Below are 16529 nucleotides of genomic sequence, written 5' to 3'. Positions count from 1 at the left end.
ATTACGATAGTAAGCGTTTTTAGGAGGTAGTTTATGGCATCGTCGGCAGCAATTGGCGTTTTTGATTCTGGGCTTGGAGGCATTTCCGTAGCTCGTCAGTTGCATGCTGCTCTGCCGCATGAGCGAATTATTTATTTCGGCGACTCTGCAAACGCGCCATACGGCATTAAAACGCCTGAAGAAGTTAAAAAGTTAAGCTTTGCAATCGTCGAGCATTTTGTTCGTTTAAATGTAAAAGCTGTTGTAATTGCTTGTAATACTGCCACTTCCGCAGCTGTGAACGATTTGCGCGCGCATTACAATATACCTATCATAGGTATGGAGCCGGCGCTTAAATTAGCTTGTGATTTAGGTAAAGGTGAGCCTCAGCGCGTAATCGTAGCTGCAACTCCTCTTACTCTTCGCGAGCGCAAATTTGCGGATTTGCTGCAACGTTTTTCGCAAAATAACACGATTTTTTCGCAGCCTTGCCCCGACTTAGTGCGTATTGTTGAGGGTGGGGAGCTTAATAATCGTGATGTAGTTTTTGCTGCTCTTCACAAGTATTTCGACGAGTATGATTTAGACAGTATTGATTCGGTTGTGCTGGGCTGCACTCATTTTGTGTTTTATAGGGATTATTTCCGCGAGTTTTTGCCTGCGCGCACGAATATTGTTGACGGCAACGAAGGAACTATTAATCATTTGCGCAAAATATTGGAACTTAATAATGAGCTTGCAAGCGATTCTCAAGAAGGCAGCATAACTCTTACTAATTCGGATACAAGCTTGCGCATGCAGCAACTTGCGAAGAGCTTGTGCTGAAAGACTTGCGTTAAGATTTTGCGTTAAAAATCGCTCTTATTCAGCCAAAAAATACTTTAGAATATTGGCACAAAATCAAAGTAAGCAATGCCGCAACCCAAAGCACATCTATTAGCAAGTCGTATCGCAAACGGTAATAGCTTTCAACCAAGCTAAAACGCTTAACAAGCAACTTTTGCGAACTTACGCTTGCGTGAGTCAACGATATAAATTGCATTGTTGTGGAGAACATAAGCACAATGCACCACGGGCACAACGCGTGAATTACGAACATAGATTGCGAAAACAGCCAGTAAGCATAAACAAGAGCGCATAACCCACCAAGCCAAGTGCAGATTGCGAACCATCGCGGCACGCGTACGCGAATCATTCCAATAACTGCGAGCGTTACGAATACGCTTTCTGCAGCAATTCCAAAGAATGCGTTTGGGAAGCTTAATTCGCCAAATTTCACAATTTCTGCCTGCCAAGTTTGTGCAACTCTAGAGCAGGACACAACGCTGTTAAAATCGCAGCTGAGCAGTTTTTTAGGTGCGCGCGCTAAAGCAAGGGTTTCAGCAGAAAGTATAAGCGAAGTTACAAGTGCTACTGCAGAGAAAAATAGCATAATGCCATACGTCCATGCTGCAGAGTGCCTCCATCCGCTAAGTGTTGTTTCATAGTTTTCTTTAGCGGCGTCAGTTTGCTTCATTGCTGCTCCTAAAAGTTACTAATTGCGAATGATGTGAATAATAATAAATAATAGCAAATAATTATGTGTGCATATTCATTTCTCGTTACATGGCACAGTTTACGATGATTATATGACCGCAATAAGCAACAACCAACGTGACGCATCAAATCATGCTAGCGATAGTAACTCCAGCATGATGAGTTTTGCGCGCGAACGCTGGGATTTGCACTGTCATACTGTTTATTCAGACGGCACTGCAACTCCAGAAGATTTAATTACGCAAGCTAAAATCGTTGGTTTGCAAGGTGTTGCTATTACTGATCACGACACAACTGCAGGATGGCATGATTTTCAAGAGGCTGCTAAAGCTTCGAATGTGCCAGTATTATTTGGTTCGGAGATTACTGCGCAAGACTCAGGCGTGTTTGTGCACATGCTCGCATACCAGTACAATCCGAAAAATAGCATGATTGTGAGCATGTTTGAGCTTACTAGGAAGCGTCGTTTTGATCGCACAAAGCGTATGGTTGAATGTATGTCGCGCGATTTTCCAATTACTTGGGATGACGTTTTGGCTCAAGCGAAGCTCGGTGACTTAACTACGATCGGGCGGCCGCATATCGCTGATGCTTTAGTAAAAGCTGGCGTGTATAAAACGCGTTCTGAAGCTTTTGCTGGGCCTATTTCTCCGTGCAGCCCGTACTATATACCAACTCCTTCTCCAAATGTTCGTGAAGTTATTGAGGCTGTTAAAGATGCTGGAGGGGTTGTTGTTATTGCGCATCCTGCCGACCCTACGCGTAACCGCGTGCTTCTTTCGGATAATCAAATTATATCGTTTGCTAAAGCTGGTCTTGACGGTTTAGAAGTGTATCATCGCGGAAATTCTAAAGCACAGCGTGAAAGACTGCTTTCTTTAGCGAGTAAGTGCGATTTGCTTGTGACGGGCGGCTCGGATTGGCATGGCTATGGTAAGCCAAATTGTTTGGGCGAAGAAACAACAAGCCGCGAAGTAGTATCGGAAATACTCTTGCGCGGCTATAAGCTCTAAATTCCTTATTTACTATTTGTTTAATGTGGCGCGAGTTTTGGGGGATTTCTTTCCTCGCGCGTCCCGTCCTTCGTGCGCTCTGGCTGCTAAAAGTGCTTATTGTGTTCGCCTTTCTTTAAAGAATGTAGCTTCTCAGTCCTCTTTTAGCGCTCGTAAAGAAATCCCCCAAACTCTGCGTGTTTAATCGTTAATAACCGTGTCTATCGCAGAGATTTTTCGATTTTTCTTCTTCGCTTGGCGAATCAGCAGCCTGAGGCTCTGACGTTCGCCGCGCTCAGTGCGAAAAATCTCAAATCTCTACCACGCGAATATCCCATGCAACTAGAGCCGCGCAATAGGCTATGTTGTGTGCGTTGTAGGTACATCCGGAGTAGCGTATGCGGTAGCACAGATGCTAGTGCTCACTAAGCAATAAGTAATTAGCTTCTGCAGAGCAATACTGCAAAGCTTCAGAAGGTTTGGCTAGAGTTCGTTATTTTAGTTGAGTGCTCCGAAACCTACTGAATGCTTTGGTGTATCGCCGATGAGCGCGTAAGACAGCGACGAAGCTGAGACCATAATAGTGCGCCCATTTACGTCCGTAAACTCAAGCATATCTTTGGAATCGTTAATCACTTTGCGCACTTCTTCTGCGCTTTGGTTGGTTTCAAAATCGATGGAATCAGAAACGTTTTTTACTCCTAAAACAACTCGCATACATACTCCTTTTGCTTTTTACGCTATTTATCGTTTTAATTAGTATTTAGTATTTTATTTATCTTAGTCTAAGTCTGCTTGTGCGTCGCGCATTGCTCGTTCTTCACGCTCTAGCAGAGGGATGATTACGGTTTCTGGTTTATCGTCATTTTTTTGCGTATTTCTTTCTGTATCTTCAGAAAGTTTTGAGTCCGAAGAAGTCTCGTTTGCGCTATCAACCTTACTGTCACGCTCAACTATAACTTCATCCTTAACCTCAGAATCATTGTTGTTCTTGGCGTCCTTAGCTTCCTCATTGCTACCAGCGTTACTAACGTTTTCATGCTCAGCACTAGCATTGCTATCGGCAGATTTACTCATTGCAGTTTGCACAATAGTTTCTGCGGTTTCGTGTACTGTTTGGGTTTTTACATGAGTAATTACTTGAGTTGCTGTGTCGTCAGCGAGTTGTGCTGCTTTTTCAGCCTCCTCAGCGTTAGCTGCGTGTGTGCCAGCATATTGAACTTTGCGCTCATGAGTATCGTCGCTTATAGTTTTGTTGCTATCGTAAGTCTCGTCTTGAGTGTTATTTAATTCAGTATTTCTTTCTGAAGTAATGTCTCGCTCATGAGTTTCGTCGCTATTTCCAGTGTTTAGTTGGTTTTCAGTAGAATTATTCTTAGAAATTTGGCGACTTTGCGTATTGTCATTTTCAAGAAGCGTTCCAACTGTAATAGTCGAGACGGGATTTCCTGCAGCACGACCAGTTTTAGCAGTTTGTGCATTGCTAATACGACTAAGCTCGTGCGCTAAACGCTCAACTTGAGCCTTAAAACGCATAATACTAGTGTTATCTGCACGTTGCAAAGCTTGAACAAAATCGCCAACTTGTTCCATTTGCAGCCACAAGTTTGCGCGAAGCATAATCAAACTATCTAAACGAGAACCCATAATTCTACCGTATGCAGAAAGCACTGCGTTTCGGCGCTGCTCGTTAAGTTTTGCAAAAATCCAAGCCAAATCGCGCGCAGGATCGTTAATTTGCATTCTTTGCCAATTTGTCACAGCAGTAATTGTTGAGCCAGCAAACAAAATGTCGCCATCCATAAAACCGCCGTGTACTGGGCAAGTTTCAAATGACCACAATCCTTCAGTTTCCAACACTCTTGACCAACTGTCAGTAATTTCGGTTGGAATATGACCGGCTTGACGAAGTCTTTTAATCCAACCGGTTAACTGTGCGCGAATTTGACCAGTAGTAAAAGCAGAGTATTTTCCGCGCGTTACGAAAGTAGGGCGCAGGCGATGAATAGCGCCGATTGCAGTTCCAACATTTGCGCAATCGTCAGTAGTAAGAAGACGCAAGTCGCGAGCGCTACCTTCAAGATGTTCGCAAATAAGCACAGTGTCTTCATCGTTGTTGTTGGCAATAATGCTTGACATTCGTATAGATTGCTGTTGTGTAGATTGCTGTTGTACGTATTGCTGAGTGCCAGCAACTGTAGAATTTTCATCGGTTACATTATTTGCAACATTTCCAGCGTTATTATTAGCATCTTCGCGTTTTCCTGGCATAAACGTGAGCATAGTGTCGTAAGCGAATCCCAAAGCTGCCAAATCTTTACTGTGCTCAAGAGTCCATGCTGCACGAGCCCGGTCATGCAAACGCTTGCGACCTTTACTATCCGCACTGATAAAAACGTCGTAAAGCTTACCGGAAATATCTTGCACAACGGCGTGAGAAATTCCAGCCGCGGTATCAGTGGCATTAACTTGCTCACTTTGGCGTGTTCCTGCAAACTGTACTTCGGGCATGGCTGCAGATGCCAGTGCTGCCAACTTGAATCTACTGAGTTGTGTCACACTCCCACAGTAATACAAAGCACCGAAATTTTGCCAATTTTTTGTAAGTTATACACATATTTTTATTCTTGTTGCGTAAGCGTTGTTATTGCTGCAACAATAGAATTATGAATTCTTCACCAGAACCTTCGCAAGTGACTTCTAAAACTTCTCAAGTGACTTCTCCAGAAGCACTTTTAGACGGGTTGGATAATTCGCAACGCGAAGCTGCTACCGCACTAGAAGGGCCAGTGCGCATTATAGCTTGTGCAGGAGCTGGTAAAACGCGCACTATTACGCGCAGAATTGCGTATGCTTGCGCTACTGGTAAGTGGGATCCTGAAAGAGTTTTGGCAGTTACTTTTTCTGTAAAAGCAGCTGCGGAAATGAGATCGCGTATTGAGGCTCTTGGTGTAAGTAATGTTGGATGCGTCTCAACATTTCATTCTGCGGCTTTGCAACAAATTCGCAGCGTGTGGAACGACGTCTGTTCAGCACAATTTCCATCAATTATGAATGATTCTCAGCAAATCATAGCTTCTGCGCTTAAGCGTTATCCGGATTTTGCGGATATGACTTTGTTGCAAACTCGCGATATTTTGGCAGAAATTAATTGGGCGAAAGTTTCGCTTATTGCGCCTGACGATTACTTGCGTGTGTGCGCTTCTACGCACCGTTTGCCTCCTGCAGGTTTAGAGCCGCAGCAATTTGTCGATATATATGAAGCTTACGAAACCGAAAAAAATGCGCATAATTGCATCGATTTTAACGATATTCTTCTACTTTGCTGCCATATTTTACGAAATTTTCCGGAAGCTGCAAACCGTATTAAGCAATCAATCGGATGGATCACAGTTGACGAATATCAGGATGTGTCTCCTTTACAGCACGAATTGTTGCGATTATGGATGGGGCAGAACCGCGATATTTGCGTAGTGGGCGATCCTGCGCAAACAATCTACTCGTTTGCAGGTGCGAATAGTTACTATTTGCTTTCATTTCCGCAAGAATTTGCTCCTCTTGGAGCAGATATTAGTTTGAATACCGACTACCGCTCCACAGAACGCATAGTAGGTCTTGCTAATAGAGTGCTTGCGGCTTCTGCGCATAAAAAGGATTACGTAAAAGTTAAGGCGGCAACAAAAGGCGGCGTTCGTGTTAGCCAGCAAGTTTTTGCAACCGATGTTGAAGAAGCTTTGGGCGTAGTTGAGCAAATTGCAAAACTTGTAAAAAGCGGCGTTGCACATCTTGGGGAGTGCGCAATACTAACGAGAACCAATGCTCAACAGCAAGTAGTTTGTAAAGCGTTAAAAGCAGCAAAACTTCCGTATCGCGTGAGAAAAGACGTGGGGTGGCAGCGAAATGTTTTAGAGGATGCGCAAAGCTACGGTTCTCAAGGTATTTCTGACATTTTTGCATCTTCTAATATTTCAACTGTTACTGTTTCAACTATTCATGCTGTTAAAGGTTTAGAGTTTGCGCATGTTTACGTAATTGGCTGCTCTGAAGGGCTTATTCCTTTTGGCTCTACGACTGATGACAGTGCTTTGGAAGAAGAGCGCAGACTTATGTACGTTGCAATAACTCGCGCAGAAAAGACTTTGCATCTTTCTTACGCTTCTAGAAAAGACAGTGGAACTGGCATGAATCGCGTGCCTAGCCGCTTTCTGGCTTAATCTCGCGGCATAAATTTTACGCTCGTGTAAAGTTTTGGTCGTTTTTGGTTGAGACCGACCTTTTCTTTACACAGTTGCACAGTTTATGCCGTTTTGAGCGTTGATGTCGATTATTCAGCTGGATTGTTATTGAATCAGGAGTTTTACAAGAGTTTTATTCGCCGTCAGCATCAGTTTCGTCGGAATTGCCGGATTCGTTGCCAGCTTCGTTACCGGATTCGTCGCCGGATTCGTCGTCAGTTTCGTTACCGGTTTCGCTGTTTTGCTTCTTTTGGCGTGCATCCTCTTCCAAAAGCTTGCTAAGTTCAGCATCCCAATCATTTGTGCCTAAATCGTCTTCTGTTAATTTTTCAAAAGATTTTTCGATAGGCGCATTTTCGATAGCGTTATCAGTATTTTTGTTACTTTCGTAACTGTCTGCACTTTCGTGACTTTCGCTAGTTTCGCTAGTTTTTTCAGTTGCTTCGCTAGTTTGGTTAGACTGAGTTTCTATTGCATTTTTTGCAGCAGTTTTCGTTGCATCCTCCGCATCGATTTCTTTCGTAACTTCGTCACCTGCGTTACCAGCTTTACTTTCATTACCAGCGTCTTTCGCAACTTCGCTAGCTTCCGGCAAAGTTGGCAACAAATCTGGATGACTCCACAAGCTATCTCGCTCTTCAATACCGCGCTCGCGAGTCAACTTTTCCCACAATTGCGATGCCTCGCGCATACGGCGAGGGCGCAAATGCAAACCAAGTAACGATTCAAACGTCACTTCTGCAGGTCCTCCTGCAGCTCGCTCGCGACGCATCATCTCTCGCAACTGCTCAATGTGCACAATATGAGCCATTCCAGACTGCCATGTAACACAATCAACCCAACCTTCAACAAGTGCAAGCAAAGTTTCCAAACTATGCAAAGCTTGACACTGCTCTTCAGAATCATTGCTGCCAATATTTTGCAAATTAACAGCTCCTGAAATTGCTTCCGGATTCATTGTTTCCACGTCGCGAAGCTGTTCTTCCATAGCCTCTAAATCAATGCTTATTCCGTTTGCGTACTTAATAATCAGCGCTTCAAATCGTGGCATAAGCCATGGCACGGATGCAAATAATCTTGCGTGTGCAGCTTCTCGCAAAGCCAAATAATTCATGACTTCTGTAATATCCAATTCCCACACTTTTGCATACTCAATGCAATTATATGGAATTAATCCGCCTGCAGGATTTTGTAAAAGCGCAAGACCTTGATCAAAACTGCCGTGCACTTCGTGTGAAAGTGCTCCAGCTGCTTGACCTAGTTGCATAGCAAACGAAGTGTTTCCAAGCAGTTTCATTAGTTGCGCTGGATTATTCATTCCTTCAGGCAGTGGAATTGGCACAACTCCTGCAAATAATCCTTTTACTTCAGCATCATCCACATCGCGGAATCGCTCTTCAATAACAGAAGTGAGTGCTTCGTTTACTGATTTTGCAACAGGATTAGCGAATTTAACCCAAGCTTCCAGCGTTTTTTCTACCCAATCAGCTCTAGACAATACTTCTGGCGTTCCAGGAGCAGGATTGAAATTGCACGTTATATCTAGCCACAAGTTCGCTTGGCTTAAAGATCTTCGTGTGGCATCTGCTACGTCTGCATTTACATTTCCTTGATCGCCATTAGCGTGCTGTAGAGCAATAGATTGCGCTAACTTGCGATTAATTGGCCCTTCTTCAAGTGTTGCTTCCATTTCGTATGGATTATTAAGACCGCCTGCACTAAAAGCTTGCATCATTCCGCGAACTTCGTCTGGTTTAGGAAGCTTATCTGGATTCTGATTTAAGAGTTGTTCGCGTAGCTCAAACGGAAGCTGATCAAGTTGTTTCCATGCTTCTTCTCCTTGTATTGGCCCAAAGCATTCAATGAGCCATTGGTGAATTGCATCGTCATTCATGAGCATATCCTTCTCGTGCCACGTGTTGCATAATTTACAGTTTTTATTTTTATACGTTTCGTATCTGCACGTATTTGTACGTATTTTATAAGTATTTATACGTATTTTACACGTCTTTATATGCGAGTTTAGCGCATCTTCTTAATAAAAATATTTCTTAATACAAATATTCTACTCGATAATATGGTTTTATGCGCTATAACTTGCGTGCAAATATATTTTAAAGCAAAACTATATAGGGCTTGTGTCATGATACAAGCATGTTTCGCTTTTCTACAGGTGCTAGTGTATTCCGTGCGTGTTTTAGATCCTTGCGCTCGCTGTCTCATGCTTTAGTTTTGTACATTACTTCGCATTCTTTGCGATATTTTGCAGGATTCTTTACAGTAATTGTTGCGATTTTTGCGTTGTCGCTTCCAAGTGCATACGTCGTAGAAGAGCCTGGTCCAACGCAGGATGTTTTAGGATCCCTATCAAATACTCCTGTGATTGATATGTCTGGTTCTCGAGTAAAAGAAAATCATGATACTGGTAAATTATTGTTGATTACTGTCAATGTTTCTGGTGTTCCTGGATATGAGGTTTCAACATTTTATTCATTGATTTCATGGATGGATCCTCATAAAAGTTTGTTGCCTCGTGAAGCTATTGTGCCAGTAGGGCAGAGCGCTGACGAGTATGAGAAGGAATCCACGAACGAGATGGATAATTCGCAAAATCTTGCTCAAAATGTTGCGTTACAGTACGCGTCTAAGCATCTTGGAATTAAAAAAGAAGATGTAAAAGTTCGTTTACATATTGAAGATATTGGTGGACCGTCTGCCGGAATGATGTACACTCTAGGAATTCTTGACAAGCTTACTCCTGAACAAGAAACTGGTGGTAAGACGATAGCCGGAACTGGAACTATTGAAAAATCGCAAAAAATTGGTGCAATTGGTGGTATTCGTTTAAAGATGATTGCAGCTAAAAGAGATGGAGCTACTTGGTTCTTAGCGCCTTACGATAATTGCAATGAAGTTGTTGGGCATGTGCCACAAGGTTTGCGCGTTGTAAGTGTAAAAACATTGGATGATGCTTACAAAGCGTTAAAAGCTATTGGTTCTGGTCGTGGTGCAAATAAATTACCAAGCTGCAATGTGAAATAAAACTATAAACCAAATAAAGCAGAAACCAAATAAAGAGCAGAAAGTGGGCGATGAGGGACTCGAACCCCCGACATCCACCGTGTAAAGGTGGCGCTCTAGCCAGCTGAGCTAATCGCCCGTTTGCAACAAATTAAAAACATACATGATGGTGTGTACGAATGCAACGTGTGGCGCGCGTCGTAACAATCGCGTACAGTATACTGAATAAGAACATGTGCTCAGGAGGTCGATATTCGATGGCTCAGAAACCTGATACCGCTCGTAATGCTTCAGCAATGGAGCGTGTGGGTAAGCGTAAGTTAGGATATAACGTCGCACAGGTGAATGCTTTTCTAGAGCGTGCTCACACTTTGTACGAAAGCGATGAAGCTCGACTTACGCAGAAAGATATTCAAGAGGTTTCTTTTGACTTGGAGCGTAATGGTTACATTATTGGTCAAGTTGATGCTGCGTTATCGCGTTTGGAACGTGCGGTAGTAGATAAGTGCACTGAGCAAGAATTGGCGCAATGCGGACGAGTTGCATGGAAAGCTCGTGTAGAAGTGCTTTATCGTAAACTTTTGCAACATGCTCAAAGAGATTATCGCGATCGTTTTGATCGTGGTTCTTCGCGTCACCCGTCTTATGCGCGTAAACAAGTGGATATTATGGTCGATCAAGCCTTAGATAAGATTGCTCTTATGCTTGGTCATGAGCTTGAGTGGGAAACGGACAAAGAAACATTACAAGATATTGATTCTGCTTATGTTTCTAATGTGATTTTTACGCAAAAAAACGGTAAGCACGGTTATGATGAGCGTCAAGTTGATTATTATTTAAACGCTTGTGTGCGTTTGCTTAGCAGCTTGGAATCTTTTGAGCGTGTAGAACAGTATGTTGATGCGGATAATAGTAGTTCCTCATACTCTCGAGCAGCATCTGAATCTTATTCTGCTCCTGCTTCTGTTTCACCTTCTATCTCGGCTTCCGTTCCACCTTCTGTTATTCCTGTAACTAAAGCTGAAGAGCCTGCTAAATCTTCAGAATCTACGGAATCTTATAACCATTCTGAAGAGCCTGTTCCATCATTTGCTCCTTCAATAAAGCCTGCATCTGATTTCAGTGCTGCTTCTGCAGCTTCTTCCGCTTCTGCCACTGCACCTTCTGCTTCTTCAATATTCAAACCTGTTGAGGATGCTGTGGATGATGAAGACACTGCGGATAGATTGTCTAAGATTGCACCTCGCTCAATACCTAGCGTGCCAAATCATGATAAACAAAGCATTTTTGCTCCTGTAGATTATGCTAATCAAGATTCTAATGATTCGTTTGAAGCGTTAAATAAGTCTGAGCGCGCAATATTTACACCTCATGCTGCTGCAAGTAAGCCTTCTAATGTTCTTAACGATACTGATAGCAATGACGAGCTTTTGCAAAGCGCTACAGTAATGCGAAACTCTTCTGAATCTTCTGTGCTACCTCCTTCTTTCACTCCTGCAGCTCGTAATCGCAATAATTCATCTGCACCTAAGCCTGTTGCGGCTCCTGCTCCTGATGAATCAATTCCATCATTTGCTCCTCAAGATTCTGCACAGCATTCCTCGCAGCATTCTTCGCTTAATATTCCGGAGTTGCATGTTTCTAATTTGCAGCCGAGTAAGCCATTGAGTTTAGATATTCCAGATTTGTCATTCCCAATTATTGGTCATATTGATGAATCTACTAATTTCGGTAGCTCTTCTCAAGGCGACGACGATTCGGAAAATAACGATCGTAATTAATCTAACTATTAAAAAAGATATAGTTTGATTTATGCCATTGTATCGCGATGAAGCTGTTGTGCTTCGTACTTTTCCTTTAGGTGAAGCGGATAGGATTGTTGTGCTTCTTACTAAGCGGCATGGCAAAGTTCGTGCTGTTGCAAAGGGAGTTCGTAGGCTTAAATCACGTTTTGGTGGTCGTCTTGAGCCGCTTATGCGTGTTGATTTGCTTCTTGCACAAGGTAAATCTTTGGATGTAGTCTCGCAGGCTGTTTCTATTGCTGCTTATGCTGGTGAAATTTGTGCAGATTATACGTCCTATGAGTATGCAAACGTCATGCTTGAAGTTGTGGATTTGCTTGTTTCTAACGAATATACAGATGAATACAGGCGTGAATATCAAGATACGCTAGGGCAGTATCGTCTACTTACTGCGGCTTTACTTTCATTGTCCAAGCATAAGCATTCTCCTGATGCTATTGGCGTGTCGTATATATTGCGAGCATTGTCATTAGCTGGGTGGTCTCCGCGACTACAAGCTTGTGTTGTATGTGGGAAAAATGAAGATTTATGCTATTTTTCGCCTTGCGCAGGTGGAATGATGTGTGCAAGTGATCACACTCCGGATTCAATAGTTTGTGCTAATTCGACGCGTTTGCAATTGTGTGCGCTTGCGCAAGGAAACTGGTCTGTTCTTGACGGAGTGTCGGTTGATTCTTCTACTATGCGATGCGTTCAGCAATGGGCTGAATATTATCTTGAGCGACCTATTCGTTCGATGGGGTTGTTACATTCGTAAGTATGGCTTTTGAAAACGTGGATTATAAGTCGCTCGATATTCCAGCGGCTCCTTTTAGTGACCCTTCTCACATACCAGATTTTCCTAAGGGCAAAGTGCCTCGTCATGTCGGTGTGATTATGGACGGAAACGGACGCTGGGCAAAAGAGCGCGGAATGATTCGAACCGAAGGTCACAAAGCTGCAGAACCGGTAGTTTTTGACGTTATTGCAGGAGCTATAGAAGCAGGAGTTCGTTACTTAAGCTTGTACACTTTTTCTACCGAAAATTGGAAGCGATCTCCACAAGAAGTGCGCTTTTTAATGGGATTTTCTAGGGATATTATTCACCGCAGAGTTGCGCAAATGAACGAATGGGGAGTGCGCGTTCGTTGGGCAGGAAGGCGCCCTAGATTGTGGAAGTCTGTTATTGACGAGTTGGAAAAAGCGCAAGAAATCACCAAAAATAATAAAACTATTGACGTTGTTTTTTGCATAAATTACGGCGGTCGTGCAGAAATTGCGGATGCTTGCGCGCAAATCGCGAAAGAAATTCAAAATGGCAAAATTAAAGGCGATCGTGTAAGTGAAAAAATGATTGCTGAGCACTTGTATAATCCGGATATTCCAGATTGCGATTTGGTGATTCGCACTTCCGGCGAGCAGCGCACTAGCAACTTTTTGCCTTGGCAAGCATCCTACGCGGAACTTGATTTTGTGCCGGAACTATTCCCGGATTACGGCCGCGAAGTGCTGTGGAGGTCGATTGACCGCTATGCGCATCGCGACCGCAGGTTTGGTGGCGTAAAAAACGCCTAGTATCTCACTAAGATTTGTTACTTTTCGCTAGTGAGCCAAGCGCAAGCTGCCACAACTGCAGCTTCTAATCCGCGATTAAGAGTGGGCTGCAAATCTGGGGCGAATGCCGGATTGTGATTTCCAGGAGCATTCTGCATATCCGCAAAACCACCTAAGCTCCAGTAAGCGTAAGGAGTTTTAAAAGCGTTCGCGACTATAGAAAAATCTTCCGAAGCAGAAGCGCGCGAAATATCTACAGAATCTTCTCCAAAGTATTCATCAAAAGCTTTACGCACGCGCAAAGATGCATTCTGATCATTATTTGTAAGCGGATAGCAATCATAATACGTAAACTCTGGTTCTTTAGGACATCTTGCAAGCTCGCACTCTCCACGCACAATTCGTTCAATAGCATTGTGCACAAATTTTTGAGTATCTTCGCTATAAGTTCTTGTGTTAATTAAAAGCTCGGCATCATCAGGAATAATATTCGACTTACTTCCTGCATTAAGCGCGCCAACTGTAACAATTGCGTAATCTTTAGCTGCAAGTTCGCGAGAAACAATCGTCTGCAATTTAAGCACAATTGACGAAGCAACAACCACCGGGTCAACGCTCAACTCAGGCATAGAACCATGCGAACCTTTACCAAAAATGTGCACGCGAATCGAAGCTGCAGTAGTTAAGAACGCGCCCGAACGAATACCGACTGTTCCTGCAGGAATAGTGCCCAACACATGCTGACCAAGGTAAACGTCAGGCTTTGCAATCATGCTCATAATGCCATTTTTCACCAAGTCTTTTGCGCCTTGAGCTGTTTCTTCTCCAGGCTGAAAAACGCCAATATACGTTCCTTTCCAAGCATCTTTATGCTCATTAAAAGCCTTCAAGGCACCAAGTAGGCTGGAAATATGAAAATCGTGACCGCAAGCGTGTGAAACTCCAACCGTTTTGCCATTTTCGTCTTGCGCACTAACTGTTGAAGTGTAATCTTTTCCTGAATTTTCTTTAATTGGAAGCGCATCGATATCCGCTCTCATAGCAACAACAGGACCTTCGCCGTTTTTAATCTCTGCCACAACGCCTGTTTTTCCAACTCGCTTTGTTTCAATCCCAGCTTCGCTAAGAATATCAATAATTGTTTGAGCTGTATGATCTTCTTTCATTGACAGTTCAGGATGTTGATGAAAGTATTTGTATTGTTTTTCTCGTTCTGCTTGGGTTTCATCTAAATCGGATAATATTTTCTGAACTGCCGTAAGTTGCAGCATAAATTCCTGCTTTCTTTTGTTTTATTATAACTTTTTTGAGTTTTGAGACTATTTGATTTTAGTTTTATTCTTCTTTATTTCGTTTGTCGAGAATCTTATCTACAAGCGCACTTTTTGCGTCAATTTGATTGCTAAAACCAGGGCGAATATCTAATTTTAGTATTACTCCAGTACGGTATCCTTTACTAACTAAAGTCATCGTAGCATCTTTCACAACGCGCATAACGTCATCAAATTCGCCCTCAATATTCGTGAACATTGCGTTAGTTTCGTTCTTTAATCCAGAATCGCGAATTACTTGTACAGCATCCGCCACGTACTCGCTCAACTCGTCTCCGACTCCGCTTGGAGCAATGCACAACGCCGCGACCGTGTTAGTTCTGTGCTCGTTCGCGTGGTCGTTTGTATTCTCGTTATTATTTTCACTCATAGTAACAATCCCTTTAAAATCGTAATCTTATGCAAATCTAGCAAAACAAGACAACGCCAAATAATGCGTCAACAAACTTATAAATTTGCATTACTTTAACAATTTTACAAGCGTCACAGGGTTTTTCTATAATAGCAACGTTTTCACCCGAATTTTCTAGTTTTACGAAAAGGTGTATTGTGGCTGTTTCAAAGCTTGATGAAGTCGTCTCCTTGGCTAAGCGTCGAGGATTTGTGTTCCCAGCCGGCGAAATTTACGGTGGCACGCGTTCTGCGTGGGATTACGGCCCGCTCGGTGTTGCGTTAAAAGATAATATCAAGCGCGAATGGTGGCGCTACATGGTGACCACGCGTGGAGATGTTGTTGGTGTGGATACTTCCGTTATTCTGCCCTCACAGGTGTGGGTTGCTTCCGGTCACGTTTCCGTGTTTAACGATCCTTTGATTGAGTGCTTGAATTGTCATAAGCGTCATCGTGCAGATAAGTTGGAAGAGTCTTATGCTGAAAAGCATGGCGACAAGATGCCAGAAAATGGATTAAAAGACATTGCTTGCCCAGATTGTGGTACTCGCGGAAACTGGACTGAGCCACGTGACTTCAACATGATGCTTCGCACTCATTTAGGACCGGTTGAAGACGAAAATAGCTTGCATTATTTGCGTCCAGAAACAGCTCAGGGTATTTTCGTTGATTTTAAGAACGTCATGACTTCTGCTCGTCAAAAGCCGCCTTTTGGCATTGCGAATATTGGTAAGTCTTTCCGCAACGAAATTACGCCTGGAAACTTCATCTTCCGCACTCGCGAGTTTGAGCAGATGGAAATGGAGTTCTTTGTAGAGCCTGGAACCGACGAAGCTTGGCACCAGTATTGGATTGACACTCGTGTGCGTTGGTATGTGGATTTGGGTGTTAAGCCAGAAAACTTGCGCATGTATGAGCATCCTAAGGAGAAGCTCAGCCACTATTCCAAGCGCACTGTCGATATTGAATACAAATTCGGCTTCCAAGGTTCGGATTGGGGAGAGCTTGAGGGTATTGCAAACCGTACTGACTACGATTTGTCTGCTCATGCTAAGCATTCCGGCGAGGATTTGAGCTACTTTAACCAAGCTACTGGCGAAAAATATGTGCCTTACGTTATTGAGCCTGCGGCTGGTCTTACGCGCTCGCTTATGGCATTCTTGGTTGATGCTTACGACGTTGACGAAGCTCCAAACACTAAAGGCGGAGTTGACAAGCGCACTGTTCTTCGACTTGATCCTCGTTTGGCTCCTGTTAAAGCTGCAGTTTTGCCTTTGAGCAAGAAGCCAGAATTGCAAGCTGTTGCTCAAGATTTGGCTGCAGATTTGCGTCAGCATGATTGGGTTATCGATTACGATGAGGCTGGTGCTATTGGTCGCCGCTATCGTCGTGAGGACGAAATTGGTACTCCTTTGTGCGTAACAGTCGACTTCGATACTTTGGAAGATCATGCTGTTACAATTCGCGAGCGCGACACCATGCAACAAGAGCGCGTTTCTTTGGACAAGGTTGCAGATTACGTTGCTAGCCGAATTAACGAAAAGCGCGTTAAGTATCCGCAAGGTCCTGTTGAAATCGTTGGTACTCGTGCAGCCGACGGTGCTACGGATATTGCTAAAGAAGCTGGCGAAGACGAGTCTAAGCCTGTACAAATCGCTACTGCTGGCGGATTGTACTAATACGCGTTTGAGTAGTGCTTAAGCGAGTAG

At 43.4% G+C, this 16529-nt stretch carries 14 protein-coding genes and 1 tRNA gene; 8 read left to right on the top strand and 7 right to left on the bottom strand.

What is annotated here, in order from left to right; translation table 11 throughout:
• Positions 1–33 precede the first annotated feature (33 nt).
• Positions 34–804, top strand: a complete 771-nt coding sequence (murI, locus tag HXT32_RS04815) for a glutamate racemase (RefSeq protein WP_422118925.1) — start codon at positions 34–36, stop codon at positions 802–804.
• Between the two features lie 40 nt (positions 805–844).
• On the opposite strand, the gene HXT32_RS04810 is transcribed toward murI, so the two are convergent.
• Positions 845–1495: a vitamin K epoxide reductase family protein gene (locus HXT32_RS04810; protein ID WP_004110557.1), complete on the bottom strand. Its 651-nt coding sequence runs from the start codon at positions 1493–1495 to the stop codon at positions 845–847.
• 175 nt (positions 1496–1670) lie between these two features.
• Here HXT32_RS04810 and HXT32_RS04805 point away from each other — a divergent pair, with 175 nt between their 5' ends.
• The gene (locus HXT32_RS04805) at positions 1671–2528 is read left to right on the top strand and encodes a PHP domain-containing protein (protein ID WP_422119081.1); all 858 of its coding nucleotides are present in this window, start codon (positions 1671–1673) and stop codon (positions 2526–2528) included.
• Between the two features lie 477 nt (positions 2529–3005).
• Here the strand turns inward: HXT32_RS04805 and HXT32_RS04800 are convergent, their stop codons facing one another.
• Entirely contained in the window at positions 3006–3224 is a 219-nt protein-coding gene (locus HXT32_RS04800; RefSeq protein ID WP_004105154.1) for a DUF3107 domain-containing protein, read from the bottom strand.
• 63 nt (positions 3225–3287) lie between these two features.
• Complete coding sequence (locus tag HXT32_RS04795) at positions 3288–5018, bottom strand: phosphotransferase (RefSeq protein ID WP_041160557.1); 1731 nt, start codon at positions 5016–5018, stop codon at positions 3288–3290.
• 155 nt (positions 5019–5173) lie between these two features.
• Between HXT32_RS04795 and HXT32_RS04790 the strand changes: the two genes are divergently transcribed.
• Positions 5174–6721: an ATP-dependent helicase gene (locus tag HXT32_RS04790; RefSeq protein WP_012913945.1), complete on the top strand. Its 1548-nt coding sequence runs from the start codon at positions 5174–5176 to the stop codon at positions 6719–6721.
• Positions 6722–6875: 154 nt separating this feature from the next.
• On the opposite strand, the gene HXT32_RS04785 is transcribed toward HXT32_RS04790, so the two are convergent.
• Positions 6876–8636, bottom strand: a complete 1761-nt coding sequence (locus HXT32_RS04785) for a zinc-dependent metalloprotease (protein WP_288231274.1) — start codon at positions 8634–8636, stop codon at positions 6876–6878.
• Positions 8637–8896: 260 nt separating this feature from the next.
• Here HXT32_RS04785 and HXT32_RS04780 point away from each other — a divergent pair, with 260 nt between their 5' ends.
• Entirely contained in the window at positions 8897–9784 is an 888-nt protein-coding gene (locus HXT32_RS04780; RefSeq protein ID WP_422118924.1) for a PDZ domain-containing protein, read from the top strand.
• Between the two features lie 44 nt (positions 9785–9828).
• Here the strand turns inward: HXT32_RS04780 and HXT32_RS04775 are convergent.
• Positions 9829–9902 (bottom strand) — tRNA-Val (locus tag HXT32_RS04775).
• Positions 9903–10020: 118 nt separating this feature from the next.
• On the opposite strand from HXT32_RS04775, the gene HXT32_RS04770 reads away from it, so the two are divergent.
• The 3 genes from HXT32_RS04770 to HXT32_RS04760 are packed head-to-tail and all read left to right on the top strand — an operon-like array spanning position 10021 to position 13119.
• The gene (locus HXT32_RS04770) at positions 10021–11544 is read left to right on the top strand and encodes a DivIVA domain-containing protein (RefSeq protein WP_415685088.1); all 1524 of its coding nucleotides are present in this window, start codon (positions 10021–10023) and stop codon (positions 11542–11544) included.
• Positions 11545–11575: 31 nt separating this feature from the next.
• The gene (gene recO / locus HXT32_RS04765; protein ID WP_004110538.1) at positions 11576–12322 is read left to right on the top strand and encodes a DNA repair protein RecO; all 747 of its coding nucleotides are present in this window, start codon (positions 11576–11578) and stop codon (positions 12320–12322) included.
• Positions 12323–12324: 2 nt separating this feature from the next.
• Positions 12325–13119: an isoprenyl transferase gene (locus HXT32_RS04760; protein ID WP_004110536.1), complete on the top strand. Its 795-nt coding sequence runs from the start codon at positions 12325–12327 to the stop codon at positions 13117–13119.
• 17 nt (positions 13120–13136) lie between these two features.
• Here the strand turns inward: HXT32_RS04760 and HXT32_RS04755 are convergent, their stop codons facing one another.
• Positions 13137–14369, bottom strand: a complete 1233-nt coding sequence (locus tag HXT32_RS04755; RefSeq protein ID WP_422118923.1) for a M20 family metallopeptidase — start codon at positions 14367–14369, stop codon at positions 13137–13139.
• Between the two features lie 64 nt (positions 14370–14433).
• Positions 14434–14799 (bottom strand): MTH1187 family thiamine-binding protein, encoded by a 366-nt coding sequence (locus HXT32_RS04750; RefSeq protein WP_033888601.1) that lies wholly within the window; start codon positions 14797–14799, stop codon positions 14434–14436.
• Between the two features lie 179 nt (positions 14800–14978).
• Here HXT32_RS04750 and HXT32_RS04745 point away from each other — a divergent pair, with 179 nt between their 5' ends.
• Positions 14979–16499, top strand: coding sequence for a glycine--tRNA ligase (locus tag HXT32_RS04745; protein ID WP_004110530.1), 1521 nt, complete (start codon positions 14979–14981; stop codon positions 16497–16499).
• Positions 16500–16529: the final 30 nt, after the last annotated feature.

This window comes from Gardnerella sp. DNF00747, from assembly GCF_049262675.1.
Classification (GTDB): Bacteria; Actinomycetota; Actinomycetes; order Actinomycetales; family Bifidobacteriaceae; genus Bifidobacterium; species Bifidobacterium swidsinskii.
Note: the sequence above shows the minus strand (reverse complement) of the source record. Positions and strands in the feature narration are given on the sequence as shown.

What these genes read in the sequence shown, in the direction of transcription:
- recO (WP_004110538.1), top strand. Translation starts at nt 11,576, where the DNA reads ATGCCATTGTATCGCGATGAAGCTGTTGTGCTTCGTACTTTTCCTTTA.
- HXT32_RS04805 (WP_422119081.1), top strand. Translation starts at nt 1,671, where the DNA reads ATGATGAGTTTTGCGCGCGAACGCTGGGATTTGCACTGTCATACTGTT.
- HXT32_RS04795 (WP_041160557.1), bottom strand. Translation starts at nt 5,018, where the DNA reads ATGCCCGAAGTACAGTTTGCAGGAACACGCCAAAGTGAGCAAGTTAAT.
- HXT32_RS04780 (WP_422118924.1), top strand. Translation starts at nt 8,897, where the DNA reads ATGTTTCGCTTTTCTACAGGTGCTAGTGTATTCCGTGCGTGTTTTAGA.
- HXT32_RS04770 (WP_415685088.1), top strand. Translation starts at nt 10,021, where the DNA reads ATGGCTCAGAAACCTGATACCGCTCGTAATGCTTCAGCAATGGAGCGT.
- HXT32_RS04785 (WP_288231274.1), bottom strand. Translation starts at nt 8,636, where the DNA reads ATGAATGACGATGCAATTCACCAATGGCTCATTGAATGCTTTGGGCCA.
- HXT32_RS04755 (WP_422118923.1), bottom strand. Translation starts at nt 14,369, where the DNA reads ATGCTGCAACTTACGGCAGTTCAGAAAATATTATCCGATTTAGATGAA.
- HXT32_RS04760 (WP_004110536.1), top strand. Translation starts at nt 12,325, where the DNA reads ATGGCTTTTGAAAACGTGGATTATAAGTCGCTCGATATTCCAGCGGCT.
- HXT32_RS04800 (WP_004105154.1), bottom strand. Translation starts at nt 3,224, where the DNA reads ATGCGAGTTGTTTTAGGAGTAAAAAACGTTTCTGATTCCATCGATTTT.
- HXT32_RS04750 (WP_033888601.1), bottom strand. Translation starts at nt 14,799, where the DNA reads ATGAGTGAAAATAATAACGAGAATACAAACGACCACGCGAACGAGCAC.
- HXT32_RS04810 (WP_004110557.1), bottom strand. Translation starts at nt 1,495, where the DNA reads ATGAAGCAAACTGACGCCGCTAAAGAAAACTATGAAACAACACTTAGC.
- murI (WP_422118925.1), top strand. Translation starts at nt 34, where the DNA reads ATGGCATCGTCGGCAGCAATTGGCGTTTTTGATTCTGGGCTTGGAGGC.
- HXT32_RS04790 (WP_012913945.1), top strand. Translation starts at nt 5,174, where the DNA reads ATGAATTCTTCACCAGAACCTTCGCAAGTGACTTCTAAAACTTCTCAA.